Consider the following 20,142-nt stretch of genomic DNA (forward strand, 5'->3'; position numbering starts at 1 on the left):
AAAATCAATAAATTTTGGATCCTCTTGATTCTGGGGATTCTATTTCTCTAAACTTCCCAACATTATTCTCTATGAAACTTTCTATTTTTTCAATTTTTGCTGCTGGAATTTCCTCGCACAGGAAATATTGTTGCTTTTTCAAGTCAGATGAAATTTCGCAAACCTCAGCAACATCCTCAGATTTCAGTGACTCTGAGAATGCAATACGCTCCAACGGAGTGATGTTTTCACCAGAAATGAATCTGGCTAATAACTCATCTGTTAATAGACTATCTGTAATACTCATCGTTTATATATAAATTGCGCAGACTTATCAATGCTCTGCGATGAAGGTTATAAAGGTTGGCTACTGTAATACCCATTATCTCAGCTACCTCTTTGGGCTCTTTATCATTAACGTCTAGCTGGATAATGGCTTCTCGATAACGTGGGTTCTCCATCTTATTGATTGCTTCAATTAACTCAAAATGGTGAAATTCGGATGATGAGAGTAGCTTTTCTTCTTTCATATAATTTATTAGAGCCTCTGGCAGTTTAATATCTAACAAGCGACTTCTCATTTTTTGAAAAAATCTTATTGCCACGACACTCAACCAGGTATAGAATGAACTACGAAAATCAAATTGGCGTACTTTTTCCCAATCCTTTTGAGCAATATATAGAAATAGCTCGCTAATCAATTCATCTTGGCAAACTCGGTCATCAAAGACAGAGGCAATAATGAAACGAAAAAGTTTATTACAGCGCATATAGAAAAGATAACGAATGATGGTTGGATCATTCGTTATTAATCCATCAACCAACTCCCGATCAGTGTAATCTGTTGGTGAGCTATTTATGATAGCAGTTCTTGGGTATAACTCTTCTTTTATAAATATTTGATTATCCATTATTCTCTTATTGAGCGGTTGAAATAAGTAATTCTCTGATATCAACTTCAAGAACTTTTGCGACCTTAGATAATGTTTCCAAGGAAGGTTGTGAAATATTCCTGCACCAATTACTTACAGTTGTAGGATTTTTTTCTATTTGTTCCGATAGCCATCTTGCTGTTTTGTTTTTTTCAGCAAGCACTACTTTTAGTCGATTCAAATTACCCATAATTACATCAATTACTTAATCTAAAGCGCAAAGTTAATCAATAATTCTAATTTATATAGTAGATCCAGAAAAACTCTATTATAGAAATATTCATCATGCCTGACTTACTCCGTGTCTTCAACACCAAGTAAGTTCCAGTTGATGGGGCATTTCTACTAATGGATAAATCCATATCGTTGTCAAAGAGAGAACCCGCAAGGTTATGTTTCGCAAAATGATGCTACACTTCACTTCGTGGTTTCTCACATTGCCAACGAGGTCTGAAAATTGGGTCAGTCTGTTCTTCTGTTGCAGGCTTCACTTGCAATAGAGAACAGCCTATCTTGTTTTGAAACCTTTTCTGAAAAATGAAAACGAGATTTTGACTTGAAAGAAGAAATATCCTCTTTGACAATCCTGTTTGAACTTCGGGGCGAATAGTTTTCCGTGCAAAGGTATTGCGGACGGGAGGAACGCCAAGTGACACTAACGCTTTCGTTCGGAGGGTTTGACGGCAGCCTTCCGCAAATTTTCTCGTGCCTCAAAAATTGGGGTATTCCGTCCGCACTCTCTGAACGTACACTTGTCTTATTCTCCCTTTAGTCCGCAGTGGTTGCCTGCACGAAAAACGGTTCTCCCGACCACGAAGCTCAAAGGAGCTTTACAAAAGGGAAAAGAATTGAAACCCTAAAAATAGAATGATTATGCGAGTAAAGAAAATGACAATCGAGCAAGGCAGAAGGGCTGGACTTAACCGCTTTCCCAATTTTCACAAGACAGGAAGTGTACGAGGAATGAAAAGGCTCTACTATGGCAACAAATGTCTGTTAGTGCGCTGTGGTGACTACATATATAATGTATCATCCAAGCCACAAGTTTATTATCAAGCAACCAATTAATATCTGAACAGTATGGATTATCAAGAATTATCAGGAGTGACAATTTCCGAACAAGACAAGGCTTTTGCCCAAGAGTTCGCCAACTTCGTGAACGGACGGATGTGTTCCGCCGAGAACACCGGCAGGGAACTGACCAGAGCGCACCGCTATCTGCAACAGCAGATGTTCAAGATGTTTGTCGGTTTTATGCGCCAGTTGGCATACAACTATCAGAAAGGTTCTTACGATGACCGCAACGAGTGGGCTTCACGGCTTGCATCGGAAGCGTACACCCGTCTGATTGAGAGTGATTTGATTTATGACCCTAATTTCAACAAGTAGAGCTATGAATGATATAGATTTCCCGGAATACGGACGGCAATGCGAGTTAATTACCCCTTGGCGTGGCTACCATAGGGGAACAATCATCGCCCAAACTGCAAGAGGCTTTATCGTGCAGTTCAGCAGTGGCGCAGAGATAGAAGTATATGAGGACGGAATAGAATTTGATTGATATGTGCAGATTATTGACACCCCAACTAAAGGAAGCCTTGAAAGGTTTTCCGCTTTATTCCCAAGACGGCAAGGGAAAGGATGCCGTATGTCGTGCGATTTTCGCGCTCGGTTCGGTTCGCTGGTTCATTCTTGAAGGCGAAGCGGACGGCAGGGACACCATACTCTTTGGCATCGTCATCGGATTGATGGAGGATGAATATGGATATATCTCGTTGAATGAGTTGTCGGAACTGAGTTTAGACCTTACGTCACAAGGCTTGGGCACACTTCAAGTACGGCAACAACCGAACTTTCAGCCAACCCCATTGAGGGACTTGAATGACCAAAGGCTTCAATGCTTTTTGGCAGAATTTGGAAAGTAGAGTAACAACCCGTCAGCCGTAGCATTTTTGTTACGGCTGACACAATACCAGTTTATTATGAGAAGAAAGGATTTGATAGAAATGATAGTCCGGTGTGCCGAGGATAAGGGGTGGAAAGTAGATGCGGACACCAAGCAAAGTAAAGGCTCGACCCTATTTGAGTTTTCCCAATACACTCCGGCTGGGCAGGATTTTTCTTTCAGGGCGACAATGAAAGCCAACCACCTTGACAGCCTGATTATAGATATGGAGGAATACCATGAAGGTTTTGACGTGGATAGCGAAGCCTATCTGTGGCTTGACAGCAACGGACACGGCAAGAATGGCGCACCCTATCGCATGAGGGATGTGCTGGATGATATGGAGGAAGCGGAAAAGATGATAGAAACGCTTCTTGATGCAATCAAAGCTCTGGAGTGATAACTAAAAAATCAGACATGGTTTTGCTATATCCAAGTTGGGTACGGCAAAACTATTCGACAACCAACGGATAACGAATAATCCCAATATAAGAATGATAGATGATAAAATTTATGCGGTTGCAGCCAAGAATGGCTGGGATGTGTCGGTAAGGTTCAAAGGAGAATACCTATGCTTTGACTTTCACCGGAAAACACTCAGCGGTGTACCTTTCAGTTTCACCGCTGAGATAACGGACGATAAGACGGAAAGCCTTGTTTCCGAAATCGTTTCTTTCGTGGATGCCATCGAACCTGAAATCTATGCAGAAGAATGGATGATAAAGTCGGGAGGGCTGGCAGCAAGCCGATATTTGCAGGCCGTTGCAGATATGGAGGGCATCCGCACCGAAGCGTGGCTGCTTGCTTGTGAACTCTCCGAAGCCATAAGCGGAAAGCCGGTATGGGCGACCCTTCCAAAAAGCGGAATTAACTGATTCCGCTCTTCCGCTTGCGTCCCCTCTTGGGCAGACCTGCTGTTTTGTAGGCAATCAAATCGCTTCCGTTAAACATGAGCTTCCCAGTTTCTGTTACTTTGATAAAAGGTAGCGGGCAAACCGGGTGGTTGATATAGGCATAGATTGTACACCGGTGAACGCCAAGGTAACGTGCTGCCCTACTGATGGAATAAGTCTGTTCCGGTTCTATCTCATTTATGAATCTCCGTGTCACCATAATTCGTTTTTCTTGTAAAGTTACTGGTGGTGAATAGCTTTCACAAGAGGTTAAACATGGGAAAATGTAGGAAATCATGGGATTTTGTAGGAATATGAAGGACTTCCACCCAATTCGTATAATGATTTGCCCCATTAGCGAAGATGACAATAAGGCTATGTGTTTTTCCCGGATAGAAAAAGGCATATATTTCAGGGTTGACAGCGTTGACAAAGGTGACAGCCTCAAATCAGGTAACGAAGGCTGCGTGAAAGTTCTTGTAATACAATATATTATCTTTTTTTTCTTTCTGAAAGAATATATAGATAAGTAGTTCGTGATTTGTCAACGATTGGCTCCAACTTTTTTGATTTTTCCAAAAGTGACTACCTTTGTCAACGTTTGTCAACGCACCTTGTTGATACAATCTATTTGATATAGAGTAGATTGAGCCTTGTCAACGCTGTCAACTCAAAAATAGGTGCATATTATATTTTCAGAGAGTGTAATAGGAAGGGGTATTATAGTGGTGTTATTGCTATGATTATAGTGTAGAGATAAAACAAGCCAAACGTTTCTACTGAAAGTGAAATGCTTGGCTTGTTTATTGTGTGGGTATATTCTGAAATGGTGTCTATATATTCCAAAGCGGCTGTTCTTTCCAATCTTGTATAAACCCCATAGCTGTAGTATCAACCATTGGATATTTAGACAAGAGAGTAATAAGGCACGGCTTAAAAACATTGTCCGGCTTGATTATATCAACAAAATGCTTCAATATGCAAAGAGTAAAGAACACTCGCCCTTGTTGCACTTCTGTACTAATCCATGGACGCATGGGTCTTGTCATAGTTAGCGCACGCAAAGACAAAGAACGATTCCAAAGTCTCGCATGATGGCAACAAGAGTTACGGGTCAGTGTTATAATTGTCATCCACGAAATAAACACCGGTACGGATAGTCCAAAATATTTCGCAATCTTTTTGCGTATTTGGTTACTGGCTATATTTTCATAGACGCGAGTCAATGTTCCTAATGGAATTACTTCTGCAAGCATCCACGAGGGAGGATATGGGTCTTCGTAAGATTGCTTGAAATGAAGTATGAAATCCTCGCGGCTTGTTTGCAGTTCCTTATCTATAAGTGATAAAGTTCTGTTAAACTTCTCGGAACTCGCAAAATGGCTCGGATTTGTCATCCAAAACACATCATTAGTTTCTGCACAGACGATATTAGTTATTGCGCTGCGAACCGCAATTTCAATGCGTTCTATCTGGTCAAATACAAGTTGACGGAACTCTCTGTCAAACTCATATAAACTTATGGCACGGCCTAATGTGCTGCCTTTCTTATAAATATGTGCAGACTTTGGGCTTTTAAGAAACGGATATAAATATCCTGACAACCGATAATAACCAATGGATTTAAGAAGGCTTTCGGCATTTTTGGTATCAGAACAATCTAAACCTCTGTCTTGAAGAATGGTTAAGAGTTCTGCTGGGGATGAATATTGTTTGGTATATCTCATATAAAATAAAACGACCCGCCGATTTAAGCATTGTAAAGAGGCTTGGCGGGTTCTTGTGATGCAAAGGTATGAATAATCTTTGAATTAGCCAAGTTATCTGTTGAATATGATTGAAAATCACTTCGTTTTTATGATTTGTTTAGAATGGAAACTCCTTCTGCGTGGAATTATTTGATATAGAGCGACCTTCATCTGGTGTGTCTTCTATCATATCCATAGTGTCATTAATCACTTCCGTTTCCAGTTCCAGCCCGAACGCATCTTTCAGTTGTAGATAATCAAAGCAAAGAGCCTTGGGGCGATTCACCTTGATTCGTTTCACTTGCTCACCATTGACCATATCAAATGAGTAGTCCGGTGTACCATTAGGTGTAAGGATGACGAACCGATCTTGCTTCAAGCCTAAGTACGAGCTATGCGATTTCAAGTAGGACATGATGGTGGACCAGTTCGAGCGATTGGCAGTCGCATTCATGTTCCGGCTGTTGAACAAGGAAGCCACCGCCGCCATATTCAGGTACAAGACGGGACGAGCCTCTTTGAACTCCATATCCTCCTTGACCGAAATGGGACGGAATGATTTCATATACTTGATACGGTAATGCGCACGGTCGATACATTTCCCAGAAGTTTGGAAACCTTGAAGCATATTCCAAAAGTCCGCCACCTCCGAACTCTCTTGCGCCAGTTCATTCTGATTGCGCATCCCTCTAACGGCGGTATCGAACAACTCCGCATAGCTGAACGGCACTTCGATAACCGTTTCCAACGTGCGGAATGTGGCCAACGGAATCACCCAGTTGCCAAAGATGCGATCGTGAATGGTGTCATTCTCCAATTTGGTTGCCAGTTCACGCTTCGTGATAGAATAGATTTCCGGGAAATTCTTCTCAAACAATTCACGATGGCGAAGCAACTCAATGGTCAGATGGGTCAGTCCCATGTTGCAGACAGATACCAAATCTTCATAATGCCTCTTTTCCAGTTGGTTGAATGAAGTCTTGGTAAAAGCCAGAAAGATGACACGGGTATAAAGTGCCATATCCAGTGTGGGTTTGTCCTGCCCACACAGTGCCACGCCGGTAGTCACAATGGTCTGTGCCGCCATGCCGTCCGTACTCGTATTCTTCTTGGTCTGTCCACCACCGCCCCAAAGTCCTTTAAGGTAGGCAATCTTTCTGATGTCAAGGTCGTTCTTGTACTCATCCAGCACCACCAATGTATTGACCGCCTGAGACACCCGGTCGTTCATCGCCGGAATGGAGGTTACTCCCAAGTTGGGCGGATCCACGCCGTGCAGGAAGAATGATTGCAGTGAAGTGGCCAACGTGGTCTTACCCGTTCCCTTCTCACCGAAAAGGTTCAGAATGGGAAAGTGGCGGGTACGCTTGAACACAATATCCCGGAACAGGGTGGATAATAAGTAACAGAAAGCAATGCTCGCATTCTCGCCAAACACCTCCATCAGCCTTGAAACGAAGTCATGCAACTTCACACCACTTCGATTTTCGTGTATCATCAGTCGCTCAAATTGGAATATCTCCTGATTGTGGATGTAAATCTTGGAAGTTGCCGGAATATAGAAAGCCTTGCCGTTGACACCACGAACGATACCCAGTTCATCAACATTCTTGAATACGCCATCATCGGTCAGGATGCCGTTACCAAACGCAAAGAAGTCCTCGTTGGCGTTCCAACCCAATTTGCGGATGCGTTCCGCCGTATCGGTTTTGGAGTATAGGTATTCCTTGACACGGTTGAGCTTGTCTATTTTGGCAAGCCAAACGTAGTTGCCCAGCGAGCCGACTTTCTGTTGGAAGTTGCTCAAAGAACATAGTTCGGACTCCTTCAGTTCTATGACCCGGCACACATTATACATATTGTGCAGCCGGAAGATGCGGGTTCCGTTGCTTTCATCTTCGATGTGGAATAGCGGATCCATGATGAAGTTGGATATTCGGGACGGTTCTTCATCCTCTTCTCCGGTGGAGTAGTAGCAGCTCTCTCGAACGAACAATCCAAATTGGCGCAATAGTTCCGCTTCACGTTGCAAGTCATTCATGGAGGAGACTTTATCCTTTCTCTTTTTCGCCTCTCCACGGGCTTGCGCCACGGCATCACGCCACAGCTTTACCTTGCCGTGCAGTTTGGCCAGTTGCTCGATGCACTGGTCAAATACCAACTGATCCTTTACATAACGCAGCAAGTCGGCAATCTCAGCCACACATTTACGCTCTTCCACCAGTGAACCGGCAACGAAGAAACGTTTTTGAGCCAACCAGACAATAAAGTGCTTCTCTTTAAGTGAAGTATAATCCTCTTTACAACGAATGTAACTATCAGCATCGTTCTTCTGTTGCCTCTCATCATCGCCAACAACCGTAGCGAACGGCAATTCCCTTACGGTCACATAGAATCCCTTCCTGATGGCGGTGGCTCCGTTTGCCATGACCGCTTCAAAGCCCGACCCGAAAGTCTTTCCATCCGCCATGTCCGAATCCGGTATAAAGCACAAAGACGAAGTGTATGCCTTTAGTTGGTCGAACTGGCTTTCACTCCATGAAGTGCCCAGTGCGGCTACCGTATTGTCGTAACCCACCTGCTGCATCCGAAGCACATCCGGCGCGCCTTCTACTATAATGTAGTAGTCTGCATCGCGCTGACGGGAAGCCCGGTCTATGCCGAATAACGTTTCTCCCTTAGAGTAAATACAACTGGTTGCCGAGTTGATATACTTCGGGGCTTTGGAGTTGTCACCAATGTATCGGGCGGTATAAGCGATGATGCGTCCCCACCTGTTCCGAATTGGAATCATGATACGTTGCCGAAACATCGGATAAAAACAACCATCTTCACCACGCTTCAACAGACCCAGCTCAAACAAGGCTTCCTCGTTGAGCGACTTCCTGCGGCAGTACTCCATGAAATCGCTTCCGTTTTTAGGGGCATAACCGATGCCGGACACGGAACAGAACTTTTCCGTCCATCTGCCATAAGCATACTTACGGGCAGCTTGGCTTTCACCACTCATGTTCGCTCTTAGGTTCTCCAGAAAATATCCTTGTACCTGATCCAACACGATAAGCAAGGATTCTCTGTGTTTCGCTTCGGCCATCTGCTCTTCGGAACGCTCTTCATCCATATATTCTATCGGGATGTGGTGGCTCTTGGCAATGAATTTGACCGCTTCCCAAAAAGGAAGGTTCTCCTTTTCCATGATAAAGGTGATGGCATCGCCACCCCGGTTGCAACTGAAGCAATGGAACAGGTTCTTTTGGGGTGATACAGAAAACGAGCCTGTCCGTTCCGAATGAAAAGGACAAATCCCCATCCATGCAGCACCTTTCCTTGAAAGTTGCACATAGGGCTTCAGGACTTCCCCGATGGGAAGATTCCTTACTTTATTCAGAGTAGATTCACTTATCATAGTGTGGTCAGTATGAGCCAGCAGTCAATGATTGACTGGCCGGAATATTTGGGACGGCAAACATTATTGGGGTTAACCGGTTTGATGTAACCGCATTTTTTGTACTTACGGAGCGTCTTATGGCTAATCCCCAGCTCCATACAGGTTTGCTTGACGGAATAAACGCCGTTTGGGTCGCACTTGGGCTTTAATTCTTTCATTTGAAACATTGTTGTTGTGGCTGCAATGGTTTGAAGTCAAATCCGATGCAGTCCGAGTTTATACTATTTGTCGCCCTATGAAAGAATCGTTGCTATGATTATGTTATAAAATAGTTTGTTCTTATACCATAACCATAATAATGTTTGTTTCTTCGGTGCATTTTTACGTTTATATTCTACTTCTCTCTGCCATTTTCAAGATAATCCTGAGACGTGCGTTGCAGAAGTCTGAGGTCAGCGGTTCTGTATTCTACTTTTCCCGGCCTTTTGTATATCTCCACCTTTCCCTGCCGTCTCCAGCGTTCCACATTCCTGCGCCCGAACAGTTCATACGCCTTTCGTTGGCTGATGAACTCCGGATCGTCATTGTCTGATTTCAACAATTTGACAATCCGCGCGGACAGGTCGTTAATGAATGTGTCATAGGGGATAAGGCGGTCGAAGAATTGAAGGAACTCCATATTACATAGCTTTATCCCTTTAAGAAATCCGTGAAACGGTAATCGTCTGGTTCTCGCGGTTTGTTTTCGTCTTGAACCTGCGATTAAAGATAGCACCCAGTTCAGAGGCTTGGGTACGGACACTTTTCAGACGCGAAATAGGGAACACGACAGCATCGCCCATTTCAAGGGCGGTGAGCGCAGGACGGATTTTTTCCAAGTTTTCTACCATAATCTTTGGATGTTTAATATTTAATGTTTAACTTTGTACTCGGTAATACAACTTATAATACCGGCAAAGTAACATAAAATGGTTTATACTACCAAATATTTGTTTGATGTTTTCTATTTAATCTTCAATAATTAATGTTTTAGCTATGGATATAGACGTAAAACCTGTACATATCGGACAAGCAATTGACAAACGCCGCCTTGAACTGGGGCTTAGTAAATCTGAGTTCGGGCGCAAAATAGGCGTACCCCAACAACACGTCAATCGCATCCTTGAACGGGAAACAATGGAAACCACCAAACTCATAAAGGTTTGTCAAGCCTTGGACTTTAATTTCTTTGCCCTGTTCTGTTCAATGTCGCATCAGATTTCCGCATACCTTGCGGCTGTCACATTGAACGGTAATGCACATAATACTATCGGTGACAATGAACTTGCGGCACAGCTTTCCAAAGAGCAGGCTGTCGTTGAATCTCAAAAGGAAACTATCAGGCTTTTAAAAGAACAGCTTGATAATTTGAATACGCAGATAAACCGTCTTGACTCCAACTTGAAGGATAAGGACGAAATTATAAGACTATTAAAAGAAAGGAACTCATAACGAAATAGAAATCAGAAACTCAATAATCGTGTAGTACTCCATTACAGATGCTGCAATGATTAGACCTCAATAGCGCACTATACACCTTAATATATTAATAGGTGTTGAAACTGTAAGGATAGGTTGTGATGGAATTTACAAATCACTTACAAACAAGTTAAAACACATTGATTATCAAATGTGTATTAATGACGCGCAAGCTGCTATTGAAGAATAATACCAAAATTCTTCGGTCTGTGCATTTTTAGTGAGGAATCACTTACAAAACACTTACGAAAGATATTTAACTATCTGATAGTCATGTAGGTTCGTAAGTGGCCCAGGCAGCAGTGGAAGAAGCTTAAAAATTAGCTAAATATTAAAAAAGTCAGGCGGTAAACCTTTATTATAAGGTATTATCGCCTGACCTTTTTTAGTACGTTTGTTATGTAGAACGATAGGCTTCTCAAAGTCTTTCAGAAAGTCCTAAGTCTTTTTGAGAGAGATGAAAATCCTCATCAACTTTCCAAACAGTGTCTGCCCATCTCATAAGCTTCCCGCATCGCCAGTTTATCATTTATTTCTCCTGTGTGCCAAACTCCGGTGCCATACACAACTCCTTTGATAACCGGATTCTCCAGGCAGTCCAAAAATCCTTGAAAAGTATCAATCGTACGTTCCATCAGCTTCCGGTCTTCTTCTGCAGCAGTGGCAATAAAATAAAATTCCTTATTGCTCATCTCTGTATAACGTCCGCAGCAACGGTCTATCAACGTCTTCATTTGAGCACTCATCGTGTAGAAATAAACCGGAGTTGCCATTACTATTACATCTGCCACTATCATTTTTTCCAATATTTCAGCAACATCATCTTTCTGCGGACAGGGCTTATTGTAACGACTGCATGTGCTGCACCCGGTACAGTAATTTATTGTTTTGTCACGTAGAAATATCTTTTCCACTTCATTGCCTGCTTCCATTGCTCCACGCATAAACTCGTCACACAACGTATCCGAGTTTCCTCCACGACGCGGACTGGAAGATAATATCAGTACTTTCTTTGCCATAATTACGCATTTTAAAAGTTATGTTATTTTTGTTCCTTTTCCAACTGCAAAGATAAACTATCCGCCACATAATTCTTGTAGATAATTTACAGATAAAATAACCCCGATTCCTGCTTTCCTGCTATCCAACATTCGCAAATTCCTCTTGCAAATAGGGAAATTCCCTATACGAATAGTAATATTCTCTTTATAGTATCATTTTCCCCTTCTATTTTTGCAGTATAAGAAAAACAGAAACAGTAACTAAAATCAAATGGATTATGAAAACAAAGATAATGAAATACTTCGGCCTATTGACATTTGTCGTAGCCATGCTCAGTTTGACTTCATGCGAAGTAGAAATAGACAGTTGGTATGATAACGATGATTATAGTGAGGTATATTATAGAAAGACACATGAACTGTGCAGCCGCACATGGCAGGAAAGTTGGGAACAAGATGGAAAGTATTACACCCAGCGATTGGACTTTTATGAAAACCGTACCGGAAAAGACTATATACGGGTGGAATATCGAAATGGCTATGTAACTGAAGACATATATTACTTTGACTGGAGTTGGGATAACAATACACAAACATGTATCCGTATGAACTACGGACCGGGTGACGTCTCTTATTTTGAGCGTATCTGGATGAGCGACAATACACTAAGTGGTTTGCTTGACGGTACGGAAGTCTATTTTAAAGGAAGGTATTAGGGTAAAAAGGACGAGGCGGCTGTTAAAAAAGACAGTCGCCTCGTTTCCGTATCAGTACTTTCTTGTAGATAATTTATTCGCTCTTCAGGCTGAGAATAGGATTCTCATTGGCTATTCGCCATGACTTGATAATCACACAACCGACAATAAATGCCAATACAACAATGAAGACACCCGCATAAAGCAACCAACTAGTAGCCATTACATCCCTGAACTGTGATTTCCATACCACTCCGGTATAATGTGAAAGCAAAACACCAATCAATATAGCCGGAACAGCGATACGAGTAATATCTGTTGACATCATCAGCAATATACCCTTCACTTCTGCTCCATTAATCTTACGAATGGCTATTTCCTTACTTCGACGCCGTATTTCATCATTAATATAACCTATCAATCCCATCAGCGTAATGGCTAAGATAGCAATAGTAGCCAAGATGGTAGAATCACGAAAAACACGTTTGGAATGGAAAATTCTTTCCATTTCTCCGGCATAAGAGGTAAACTGTATATTATCTTGCGGATAAAGTCTCTTCATCTCATCGTTCAAACGTCTGAGATTATCATCAAAAGGCTCTTTCAGCCTCACATGCATTACCTTACCACGTCCACTGCTCAAACGAATTTCGACAGGTTTCATCTCCGGTGCATCAACAAATCTGAAACCATCCAAAATTCCTGTTACCGTACCATGTTCAGGTACATATTCGCCTACCCCATTGTTATTCCACCCCATGGCATGCACAAATTCTTCGTTGACTAATATTTCGCCTTCGGATGTTGGCGCCTTTCCCGCTTTTAGTTTCATTCCTATAAAATTGAAAAACTCTCGGTCAAAAAAAGTCAGGCGTGGAGTAAAAATCATATTGCCACTATTATCATCCACTGAATAAGGAGCCGGAAATCCTAACATTTCTGCTTCTGCCGTAGCCGCTCCTTCTACATAAGGCAAATTATGAAGTAAACTGAGTGTATTGTCCACATGCTCATGCGAGTCATATACAGCAGCCAACCGTTCTATATTATAACCTAAATCTTTCGACATCGTATAATGATATTGGGAAAAGACTACACACATCATTCCAACCAAGAAAGCAGTGCCTGTAAATTGTATAAAAAGCAATGGGTATTTCCAGCGTTTTTTATTTTCAGTATATTGGCGAAAAACTTGAGTAACAGGAATAGAAGAAAAAAAACGGCCGGGCATAAAACCACCTACCAAAAACAAAAACAGCACAACCAAAACAGGAGCCCAAATGTTTTGCAAACCAAATAGATCTCCGACAGGTGTCTGAACCAACTCTTCTATTTTTTCACTGAAGTTGAGAATAATAAAAGCAATTAGTGCTAAAGATATACCTATGATTATAGCTGTCTCCCACAGAAACATTCCGAATACGCTTCCTGTTCCTGCCCCATTACATTTATGCACGCCAATGGCTTTGGCACGATAGGCCAACGAGGAAAAGGAAATAAGCACATAATTCAAAGTTGCGGTAAACAGTAATGCTATCGCAAGTATACCCATAATATAAAGCATTTTCACTACATCCTCATTATCAAGATGCAGGTCACGTAATGGAGAAAGTATTACATCTATACCTTTTACTCCAAACTTGCCATAGTGATCCATTGGCATATACTGGCTCATAACAATAGAAGTAATGCCATCATTAATTATTTCCGCATCTTCTTTTGAATGTTTCAGACGGATAAAAGCCTGATAATTGCCACCTGTATTCCACCCCAGTCCGGCATTGTAATATTTTGTGCGATTAGCAATAGAAATAATAGCCTGCGGACGATACAATGTTGTATTCCGAGGAATATCGGCAAAAACACCTTTGACAATAAAAGGCTGGTAATCTCCACCAATATTGTATAACAATGTTTTCCCCATCGGGTCATTACTTCCAAAAATCTCCTTAGCAAAAGATTCGGACAGGAATATCATATCCGGGTTAGCCAAATCAAACGCATTTCCTTTGTATAAAGGAATACCCATTGTCTGGAAGAAAAGTGAATCGGTTTGGATAATGGTTTTTTGATAAATATGATTGCCATGAGATATCTTCCCATACGTATCTGTCACCGTTGTAAAGCTTTTCACCTGATTGGGAAAATGCCGGGCAATGGTAGCAGCAGTAGGATAAATATTATTACCATGAAGTGGTTTTCCACCATCCCATCCTGTTTTTACCACATATAGGTGTTTATTGTCCTGGTAAAAATTATCATAGTTTAATTCATAAGCTACTTTAGCGATCAAAATAACAGACACAAGCAAGCCTAAAGTAATGGATACCACTTTGACTATATTTGAGCCTTTTCCACGAATGACATTTTGTATAGCATATTTCAATTGTTTCATTGCATTATGGGGTTTTATTTATGACTAAATACGAATTACTGATTTATTCTGATTTGATACTCTTTACCGGGTTTTCATTGGCAATGTGCCACGATCTGATTACCACACAGGCCACGACAAGCGACATTACGCACAAAGCAACTCCAATAAAATATAAAACATTCAAATTTATCTGCTCCGGGAATTGTTCGAGCCATACTCGTCCGGTAGAATAAGCAATTAAAGTTCCTATACATACAGAGGGTATCGATACATTCAATATGTCACGAGTCAACAGACGAAGAATACCGACAGCTTCCGCACCATTCACTTTGCGAATGGCGATTTCTTTAGAACGGCGTTGAGTTTCGTCATTCACATAGCCTATCACACCCATAATAACAATAAGAAGAATAAATCCCGAGGTAATCCACACAGAATTACGGAAACGATAGACATCTTTATAAACCATATCCAACATATCACTTATCAGTTCAAACCGCAAAGAAACATTCGGATAAGTCATGGCCACAAAGTCATCCAGTTTTTTCTTATTCTCCACATACGGTTGTTTGAGACGTACATTGAAAGTATTAGTAGCATCTTTGACACAAAGTAATGCAATTGGCGATTGTTCACGAAGAAAGGTAAAGTTACGTACATCGCGAAACACTCCGACAATGGTTCCGGCCTCAGAAAAATTATTCAATTTCTTGCCAACAGCTCCGTCCGACCATTTCATCAAACGCACCACTTCTTCGTTTACCAGCAAATCTCCCGGATTTTTCATAGAGCTTCCTTCTATTATCTTTATCCCCATTACATCTGTATAATCGGAAGTACACGAGTTCCAATTCAGGTTTCCGATGCGTTCTCCGCTATTGCTCACCAACGGACGCGTCCAATACTCACCAATCACATTGCAAGTGGAGCGTGCAACACTTTCCACCATAGGCTGACGACGAATATTGTCGGCTATGTTTTCAGCTTCTTCCGGTTGAAGAGAGACATTGGCCGCAACCAGTCCCGGAACTTTTATTCCCATATCGCGGTTCATCAAATGATTATATTGCAACAAGGTTACCAATAATAAACCTAATACAAAAGAGACTCCTGTAAACTGTACAAATAACAAAGAACGTTTCCAGCCTTTCTTCGCATTCGTATATCGTCGGAACACCTGTGTGACGGGGATGCGTGCAAACAATCTTCCCGGCAATACTCCTGCCAAAACAAACAGGACAAGAATGGTCAATGCAGGTACCCATAAGGTTTCCCATGTGAAAAGGGCAGGCAAGGTAACAGACAGCAAATCTTCTATAAGTTCTTGTGCATTGATTATTATGAATAAACTGATGACAACGGATAGAAGAACAATGATGCCTGTCTCCATCATGAACATCCCGAAAACATTACCGGTACTTGCTCCGCTACATTTATGTACGCCGACCATTTTAGCCCGGCGGCTCATGGCAGCAATAGCAATCAGCATATAATTCATAATAGCAACAAAGAAAATAGCAAACCCCAAAAAACCGTATATAACAAGACGTTTGACTGTGTCCGGGCTTTCCAAATGGTAGTTAACCAGCGGAATAGCACTATACTCACAGATGAAATTATAAAAGCTGGTTGATGTGTATTTCTCTATCACACTCTGAATCCTTTTATTCACAATTTCAATATCCGAAGCATGACGCAAACGTAATAATGAAAGAAATACATCATTTCCTTTCCATCCATAGCCTGCTATATAACCATCTTTGTTGTGGATAGAGATTACCAAATCACAATAAAATACGGTGTTTTTGGGAATCTCCTTGTATACTCCCCGTATGGTCACTTCACGTTGCTTATCCAATGTAAGTGTTTTCCCTATCGGGTCTTCATCGCCAAAGCATTTACGTGCAAAACCTTCGGACACATAACCCGAACCGGGCACGGCCATATCTTTCACATTGCCTTTCAGCATCGGAATGCCTAAAGTCTGGAAAAAACAAGTATCTGCCAATAAGTATTTAACATTATCCAGCAGTTCGTCCTCTTTATATAGATTCCAGGCATTATCGGGATAAATGCAAGTGGCACTTTCGATTTGTTCCGGCAAATTTTCGGCCAGCGCTGCCGCTGTAGGAGCGAATAATGTATAATCATAATTATCTCCATCGTCTCCCACTATTTTCCCCGATTTGGAGTCTATAAATAGTTCACGTGCTAAAGCCAGACGTTCAGCATCGGGGTAGCATTTCTCATAACTCAATTCAAAAGCTATTTGTGAGAATAGCAGAATGCCGATTGTCAATCCGAGTGAAAGGGAGATGACTTTTGTCACATTGCTTCCGCGCCCGTGAAGAATCGTCTGGATTGCATAATATAGTTGTTTCATTTTGGTTGTATTTGGCTGTTACTCTTTGACGTTTGCTACAATACTACCGTCAAACAAGTGGATAATGCGATGAGCAAAGCTTGCATCGTGTTGTGAGTGGGTTACCATAACGATGCTGGTACCCTCTTTATTCAGTTCTGTCAATAAGTCCATCACTTCGCCCCCGTTCTTAGAGTCCAAGTTACCGGTAGGTTCGTCCGCCAGAATCAGTTTCGGATTAGTTATCACGGCACGTGCGATGGCAACACGTTGTTGCTGGCCACCCGACAGTTGTTGGGGGAAGTGCTTGGCACGGTGACTGAGGTTCATACGCTTCAAAATTTCGAGAACACGTTCCTTGCGTTCACTCGCCTTAATGCCCAAGTAGGTCAAAGGCAGTTCTACATTTTCAAAAACATTCAGCTCATCTATCAGGTTGAAGCTCTGAAAAACAAAACCAATCACTCCTTTGCGGAGTTGTGTACGCTCCTTCTCTTTGAGTCCTGCCACTTCCTTGTCTATCAGTTTGTAACTTCCTTCGGTTGGATTATCCAGCAATCCCAAAATATTCAGCAAAGTAGATTTACCGCAACCGGAAGGGCCCATGATAGCGACAAATTCTCCTTCTTTAACTTCCATACTTACGTGGTTCAATGCGATAGTCTCCACTTCTGAAGTGCGAAACACCTTACTCAAATTTTCAATCTGTATCATGTCTTTTTTTTATTATTTGATTATTCACTTTTAATACTGTTCACCGGGTTATCATTTGCTATTCTCCATGTCTTTATCACCACACAACCGATGATAAAAAATAAAGAGATGAAAGCTATCAGGATATAATAGTATATCGGGAAATCAACCGTTTCTGAAAACTGGTCGGTCCACAGGGCTCCCAAATACCAGGCTCCCAATGTTCCGATACACACGGCAGGCATCGAGGTCCAAAATACATCTTTCGAAAGCAGGAGCAAAATGGAGGATGCCTCTGCCCCATTCACCTTACGGATGGCTATCTCTTTGCTGCGACGTTGCATCTCGTCATTGATATAGCCTATCAATCCCATCAAGGTAACAAAAAGGATGGTAATGGAGGCCATGAGAGCAACGCTACGGAAGTCGGACACAGTACTGAGTTGTAGTTCTATCGCTCGTGACTCGGGTACAAAGTTCAAGTCTCCCTCGGGCCAAATGGTCTTCATATCTTCATTGAGTTTCTTCAAATTCTCATCAAACGGCTCTTTCAATTTCACTTGCAGACAAGCACTAAAATCAGAACGGTATTGGAAGACAACCGGTTCCTCCGGTACAAATACAGGATTGGATGAGCGGAAGTCTTCCGTCACTCCCACAATAGTCCCCAATATTTCATCATTGTTACGCACTTGGCGTCCGATAGGGTTTTCTTCCCAACGCATAAATTCCAAGAATTTTTGATTGACTACGATTTCACCTTTCTGTTGCAGGTTACGGCCTTCTTTCAGTTTTATTCCCACAGACGAAAGATAGTCCTTATCAATCGAATTGCCCCGCATACTATATTGCTTTCCGCTTTCTGTAGATACCAAACAGCCACTCATTCCTTCATACAAAGGCAGACTGCTACTCGCAACAGATTCCACGTAAGGTAAATTTTGGAAGGTGGAACGTGCATTCTCCGGATTGCTGAAGTAATAATATGTAAAAGCCATACGCTCTGTACTGAATCCCCGGTCTATATTCGTCATGTGATTTGACTGCACCAATACAAGTGCCAACAATGCAAAGATAAATGCCGTGCCGGTAAATTGAATGAACAGCAACGGACGTTTCCAGCCTTTTTTGCCTTCGGTATATCTGCGGAAAACCTGTGTAACCGGAATCCTTGAGAACTGCAGTCCGGGCAGCACACCACCCACTATGAAGATAAACAGTACGGCACAGGCGGGAGCCCACAGATTCTCGTATGTAAACATGGCGCTTAGACTGGCGTCTGCCATCCTTTCAAGCGGTTCTTTAAAATTGAGCATCAGGAAAGCCATCAACAGAACAGAGATGAAAATAAGAATCCCTGTTTCCCACAAGAACATTTTCATGATTCCCCATCCTGACGCTCCATTGCACTTATGCACGCCAATGGTTTTGGCACGGCGGCTCAATGAGGAAATAGAAATCAGTACATAGTTCAATGTTACGGTAAACAGCAAGATAGCGGCCAAGATAAGTAATATCCAGATAATGCCCATACCGTCATAATTTCTGGCCAGTCTCAAATCAGAAAAAGGAATCAGGCGGAGCGACCAAGTATAATTGTTGTCTTTATCTTCTTGCGGAATATATTTCTCCAACATTTGGTCTATGCGGTTATTTATCGTTTCCATGTCAGAAGGATGGCGTAAGCGGATATAAGCATAATAGCTATCCCCTCCATTCCATCCCCAATAGTCCCATCCATATCTCAGTGCAGTAGCTAAAGGCACGATAACTCTCAAGTTATAGAACGTTGAGTTTTCCGGATAATCTTCATAGACACCCTTTATAGTCATGGGCATACCCTTATTGTATAATACCGTTTCACCTATAGGATTAGCTCCCGCAAACATTTCTTGTGCCAAGCTCCGACTGATAAATAGTATATCAGGATTTTTCATCTCCGAAGTTTGACCTTGCAATATTCTGGTTCTCATTGTCGTAAAGAAACAACTATCGGCCACTAATATCCCCGGACTGAAACGGACTCCGTCTTTATAAAGAGAACTTCCTCCCCACCAGAAATGTGTGGTTGTAACACTCTCTACTTCTTTGGGAAAACTTTCGGCTATGGCACCGGCCATGGGCCCCATGGTCATAAATCCAGTACTTTTCTCTCCATTATGGTTCCACTCAATCTGCACGGCAGCCAGACATTCGGAATCTTCATAACATGTATCATAATTAAACTCGAAGGCTTCGCGCGCGAATATTAAAATACTGACTGTCAAACCCAGAGTCAGCGAGACAATCTTTATAAGATTGGCCCCGCGTCCGTGAATCAATGTCTGAATTACATAATAAAGTTCTTTCATATTTTATTTTTTTGTTTTATTGTTCATCTTAAAAGGAGGGCCGCGTTTCGCAACGGAGCGCCCCGTTAAAGTGTATAAGAAACTTATGTTTCTATTCGTTCTCTGAAAGAATAATGCAGAAAACGTGCCAAAGTCATACTTTTCTATAAATAAGCATTTTAGTTATTTCACGACAGGCTAAGGGTGTCTAACTATTGGACAACAGTGTCTAATTATTAGACACTGCCTAGGAGGTTAGGTGCCAAATACTTATCTTTGTT

Annotated in this window: 22 protein-coding genes; 8 read left to right on the forward strand and 14 right to left on the reverse strand. The window is 41.9% G+C overall.

The genetic code is table 11. The features are described from left to right. Nucleotides 1-4 precede the first annotated feature (4 nt). From QYT14_RS08960 to QYT14_RS08970, 3 genes are read right to left on the reverse strand one after another with little or no spacing between them, the layout of a single operon-like run. Nucleotides 5-286, reverse strand: a complete 282-nt coding sequence (locus tag QYT14_RS08960) for a hypothetical protein (protein ID WP_288324434.1) — start codon at nt 284-286, stop codon at nt 5-7. Continuing rightward, on the reverse strand, nt 270-890 hold the full coding sequence (locus QYT14_RS08965; protein ID WP_288324433.1) for a sigma-70 family RNA polymerase sigma factor: 621 nt from the start codon (nt 888-890) through the stop codon (nt 270-272). The genes QYT14_RS08960 and QYT14_RS08965 overlap by 17 nt, the downstream gene beginning before the upstream one ends. Nucleotides 891-897: 7 nt before the next feature. After that, a complete protein-coding gene (locus tag QYT14_RS08970; RefSeq protein ID WP_288324432.1) occupies nt 898-1,101 on the reverse strand; it encodes a helix-turn-helix transcriptional regulator in 204 nt (67 codons plus the stop codon). A gap of 683 nt (nt 1,102-1,784) precedes the next feature. Between QYT14_RS08970 and QYT14_RS08975 the strand changes: the two genes are divergently transcribed. The 6 genes from QYT14_RS08975 (at nt 1,785) to QYT14_RS09000 (ending at nt 3,731) form a co-directional block, all read left to right on the forward strand. Continuing rightward, nucleotides 1,785-1,979 (forward strand): hypothetical protein, encoded by a 195-nt coding sequence (locus QYT14_RS08975; protein WP_288324431.1) that lies wholly within the window; start codon nt 1,785-1,787, stop codon nt 1,977-1,979. A gap of 12 nt (nt 1,980-1,991) precedes the next feature. After that, entirely contained in the window at nt 1,992-2,300 is a 309-nt protein-coding gene (locus tag QYT14_RS08980; RefSeq protein ID WP_288324430.1) for a sulfide:quinone reductase, read from the forward strand. 4 nt (nt 2,301-2,304) lie between these two features. Further along, entirely contained in the window at nt 2,305-2,472 is a 168-nt protein-coding gene (locus tag QYT14_RS08985) for a glyoxalase (protein ID WP_288324429.1), read from the forward strand. Nucleotide 2,473: 1 nt separating this feature from the next. Continuing rightward, nucleotides 2,474-2,836, forward strand: coding sequence for a hypothetical protein (locus tag QYT14_RS08990; protein ID WP_288324428.1), 363 nt, complete (start codon nt 2,474-2,476; stop codon nt 2,834-2,836). A 57-nt stretch (nt 2,837-2,893) separates the two neighbouring features. After that, nucleotides 2,894-3,256, forward strand: coding sequence for a hypothetical protein (locus QYT14_RS08995; RefSeq protein ID WP_288324427.1), 363 nt, complete (start codon nt 2,894-2,896; stop codon nt 3,254-3,256). A gap of 94 nt (nt 3,257-3,350) precedes the next feature. Next, nucleotides 3,351-3,731, forward strand: coding sequence for a hypothetical protein (locus tag QYT14_RS09000; RefSeq protein ID WP_288324426.1), 381 nt, complete (start codon nt 3,351-3,353; stop codon nt 3,729-3,731). Here the strand turns inward: QYT14_RS09000 and QYT14_RS09005 are convergent. The 6 genes from QYT14_RS09005 to QYT14_RS09030 form a co-directional block, all read right to left on the reverse strand. After that, entirely contained in the window at nt 3,724-3,969 is a 246-nt protein-coding gene (locus tag QYT14_RS09005; protein ID WP_288324425.1) for a DNA-binding protein, read from the reverse strand. The genes QYT14_RS09000 and QYT14_RS09005 overlap by 8 nt on opposite strands. A 613-nt stretch (nt 3,970-4,582) precedes the next feature. Then, nucleotides 4,583-5,476, reverse strand: coding sequence for an Abi family protein (locus QYT14_RS09010; protein WP_288324424.1), 894 nt, complete (start codon nt 5,474-5,476; stop codon nt 4,583-4,585). A gap of 139 nt (nt 5,477-5,615) precedes the next feature. Beyond that, the gene (gene dnaG / locus QYT14_RS09015) at nt 5,616-8,903 is read right to left on the reverse strand and encodes a DNA primase (RefSeq protein ID WP_288324423.1); all 3,288 of its coding nucleotides are present in this window, start codon (nt 8,901-8,903) and stop codon (nt 5,616-5,618) included. Then, the gene (locus tag QYT14_RS09020) at nt 8,900-9,103 is read right to left on the reverse strand and encodes a DNA-binding protein (protein WP_288324422.1); all 204 of its coding nucleotides are present in this window, start codon (nt 9,101-9,103) and stop codon (nt 8,900-8,902) included. Before QYT14_RS09020 ends, dnaG begins: the two co-directional genes overlap by 4 nt. A gap of 176 nt (nt 9,104-9,279) precedes the next feature. Beyond that, on the reverse strand, nt 9,280-9,564 hold the full coding sequence (locus tag QYT14_RS09025) for a hypothetical protein (RefSeq protein WP_288324421.1): 285 nt from the start codon (nt 9,562-9,564) through the stop codon (nt 9,280-9,282). Between the two features lie 19 nt (nt 9,565-9,583). Further along, nucleotides 9,584-9,775, reverse strand: a complete 192-nt coding sequence (locus QYT14_RS09030) for a hypothetical protein (RefSeq protein ID WP_288324420.1) — start codon at nt 9,773-9,775, stop codon at nt 9,584-9,586. Nucleotides 9,776-9,920: 145 nt separating this feature from the next. Here QYT14_RS09030 and QYT14_RS09035 point away from each other — a divergent pair, with 145 nt between their 5' ends. After that, the gene (locus QYT14_RS09035) at nt 9,921-10,376 is read left to right on the forward strand and encodes a helix-turn-helix transcriptional regulator (protein ID WP_288324419.1); all 456 of its coding nucleotides are present in this window, start codon (nt 9,921-9,923) and stop codon (nt 10,374-10,376) included. Nucleotides 10,377-10,873: 497 nt separating this feature from the next. Here the strand turns inward: QYT14_RS09035 and QYT14_RS09040 are convergent, their stop codons facing one another. Beyond that, a complete protein-coding gene (locus QYT14_RS09040) occupies nt 10,874-11,422 on the reverse strand; it encodes a flavodoxin family protein (protein ID WP_288324418.1) in 549 nt (182 codons plus the stop codon). A 260-nt stretch (nt 11,423-11,682) separates the two neighbouring features. Between QYT14_RS09040 and QYT14_RS09045 the strand changes: the two genes are divergently transcribed. Beyond that, nucleotides 11,683-12,120, forward strand: coding sequence for a hypothetical protein (locus QYT14_RS09045; protein WP_288324417.1), 438 nt, complete (start codon nt 11,683-11,685; stop codon nt 12,118-12,120). A gap of 73 nt (nt 12,121-12,193) precedes the next feature. Here QYT14_RS09045 and QYT14_RS09050 read toward each other — a convergent pair whose 3' ends face one another. From QYT14_RS09050 to QYT14_RS09065, 4 genes are read right to left on the reverse strand one after another with little or no spacing between them, the layout of a single operon-like run. After that, nucleotides 12,194-14,494 (reverse strand): ABC transporter permease, encoded by a 2,301-nt coding sequence (locus QYT14_RS09050; protein ID WP_288324416.1) that lies wholly within the window; start codon nt 14,492-14,494, stop codon nt 12,194-12,196. 43 nt (nt 14,495-14,537) lie between these two features. Next, on the reverse strand, nt 14,538-16,859 hold the full coding sequence (locus QYT14_RS09055) for an FtsX-like permease family protein (RefSeq protein WP_288324415.1): 2,322 nt from the start codon (nt 16,857-16,859) through the stop codon (nt 14,538-14,540). A gap of 18 nt (nt 16,860-16,877) precedes the next feature. Next, nucleotides 16,878-17,552 (reverse strand): ABC transporter ATP-binding protein, encoded by a 675-nt coding sequence (locus QYT14_RS09060; protein WP_237037783.1) that lies wholly within the window; start codon nt 17,550-17,552, stop codon nt 16,878-16,880. A 20-nt stretch (nt 17,553-17,572) separates the two neighbouring features. After that, nucleotides 17,573-19,882, reverse strand: coding sequence for an FtsX-like permease family protein (locus tag QYT14_RS09065; protein WP_288324414.1), 2,310 nt, complete (start codon nt 19,880-19,882; stop codon nt 17,573-17,575). Between the last annotated feature and the right edge of the window lie 260 nt (nt 19,883-20,142).

This window comes from uncultured Phocaeicola sp. (assembly GCF_948499155.1).
GTDB lineage: Bacteria > Bacteroidota > Bacteroidia > Bacteroidales > Bacteroidaceae > Phocaeicola > Phocaeicola faecalis.

What these genes read in the sequence shown, in the direction of transcription:
- QYT14_RS09020 (WP_288324422.1), bottom strand. Translation starts at nt 9,103, where the DNA reads ATGAAAGAATTAAAGCCCAAGTGCGACCCAAACGGCGTTTATTCCGTC.
- QYT14_RS09005 (WP_288324425.1), bottom strand. Translation starts at nt 3,969, where the DNA reads ATGGTGACACGGAGATTCATAAATGAGATAGAACCGGAACAGACTTAT.
- QYT14_RS09045 (WP_288324417.1), top strand. Translation starts at nt 11,683, where the DNA reads ATGAAAACAAAGATAATGAAATACTTCGGCCTATTGACATTTGTCGTA.
- QYT14_RS08985 (WP_288324429.1), top strand. Translation starts at nt 2,305, where the DNA reads ATGAATGATATAGATTTCCCGGAATACGGACGGCAATGCGAGTTAATT.
- QYT14_RS08970 (WP_288324432.1), bottom strand. Translation starts at nt 1,101, where the DNA reads ATGGGTAATTTGAATCGACTAAAAGTAGTGCTTGCTGAAAAAAACAAA.
- dnaG (WP_288324423.1), bottom strand. Translation starts at nt 8,903, where the DNA reads ATGATAAGTGAATCTACTCTGAATAAAGTAAGGAATCTTCCCATCGGG.
- QYT14_RS09055 (WP_288324415.1), bottom strand. Translation starts at nt 16,859, where the DNA reads ATGAAACAACTATATTATGCAATCCAGACGATTCTTCACGGGCGCGGA.
- QYT14_RS09010 (WP_288324424.1), bottom strand. Translation starts at nt 5,476, where the DNA reads ATGAGATATACCAAACAATATTCATCCCCAGCAGAACTCTTAACCATT.
- QYT14_RS09025 (WP_288324421.1), bottom strand. Translation starts at nt 9,564, where the DNA reads ATGGAGTTCCTTCAATTCTTCGACCGCCTTATCCCCTATGACACATTC.
- QYT14_RS09035 (WP_288324419.1), top strand. Translation starts at nt 9,921, where the DNA reads ATGGATATAGACGTAAAACCTGTACATATCGGACAAGCAATTGACAAA.
- QYT14_RS09000 (WP_288324426.1), top strand. Translation starts at nt 3,351, where the DNA reads ATGATAGATGATAAAATTTATGCGGTTGCAGCCAAGAATGGCTGGGAT.
- QYT14_RS09040 (WP_288324418.1), bottom strand. Translation starts at nt 11,422, where the DNA reads ATGGCAAAGAAAGTACTGATATTATCTTCCAGTCCGCGTCGTGGAGGA.
- QYT14_RS08975 (WP_288324431.1), top strand. Translation starts at nt 1,785, where the DNA reads ATGCGAGTAAAGAAAATGACAATCGAGCAAGGCAGAAGGGCTGGACTT.
- QYT14_RS08990 (WP_288324428.1), top strand. Translation starts at nt 2,474, where the DNA reads ATGTGCAGATTATTGACACCCCAACTAAAGGAAGCCTTGAAAGGTTTT.
- QYT14_RS09060 (WP_237037783.1), bottom strand. Translation starts at nt 17,552, where the DNA reads ATGATACAGATTGAAAATTTGAGTAAGGTGTTTCGCACTTCAGAAGTG.
- QYT14_RS08980 (WP_288324430.1), top strand. Translation starts at nt 1,992, where the DNA reads ATGGATTATCAAGAATTATCAGGAGTGACAATTTCCGAACAAGACAAG.
- QYT14_RS08995 (WP_288324427.1), top strand. Translation starts at nt 2,894, where the DNA reads ATGAGAAGAAAGGATTTGATAGAAATGATAGTCCGGTGTGCCGAGGAT.
- QYT14_RS09065 (WP_288324414.1), bottom strand. Translation starts at nt 19,882, where the DNA reads ATGAAAGAACTTTATTATGTAATTCAGACATTGATTCACGGACGCGGG.
- QYT14_RS09050 (WP_288324416.1), bottom strand. Translation starts at nt 14,494, where the DNA reads ATGAAACAATTGAAATATGCTATACAAAATGTCATTCGTGGAAAAGGC.
- QYT14_RS09030 (WP_288324420.1), bottom strand. Translation starts at nt 9,775, where the DNA reads ATGGTAGAAAACTTGGAAAAAATCCGTCCTGCGCTCACCGCCCTTGAA.
- QYT14_RS08960 (WP_288324434.1), bottom strand. Translation starts at nt 286, where the DNA reads ATGAGTATTACAGATAGTCTATTAACAGATGAGTTATTAGCCAGATTC.
- QYT14_RS08965 (WP_288324433.1), bottom strand. Translation starts at nt 890, where the DNA reads ATGGATAATCAAATATTTATAAAAGAAGAGTTATACCCAAGAACTGCT.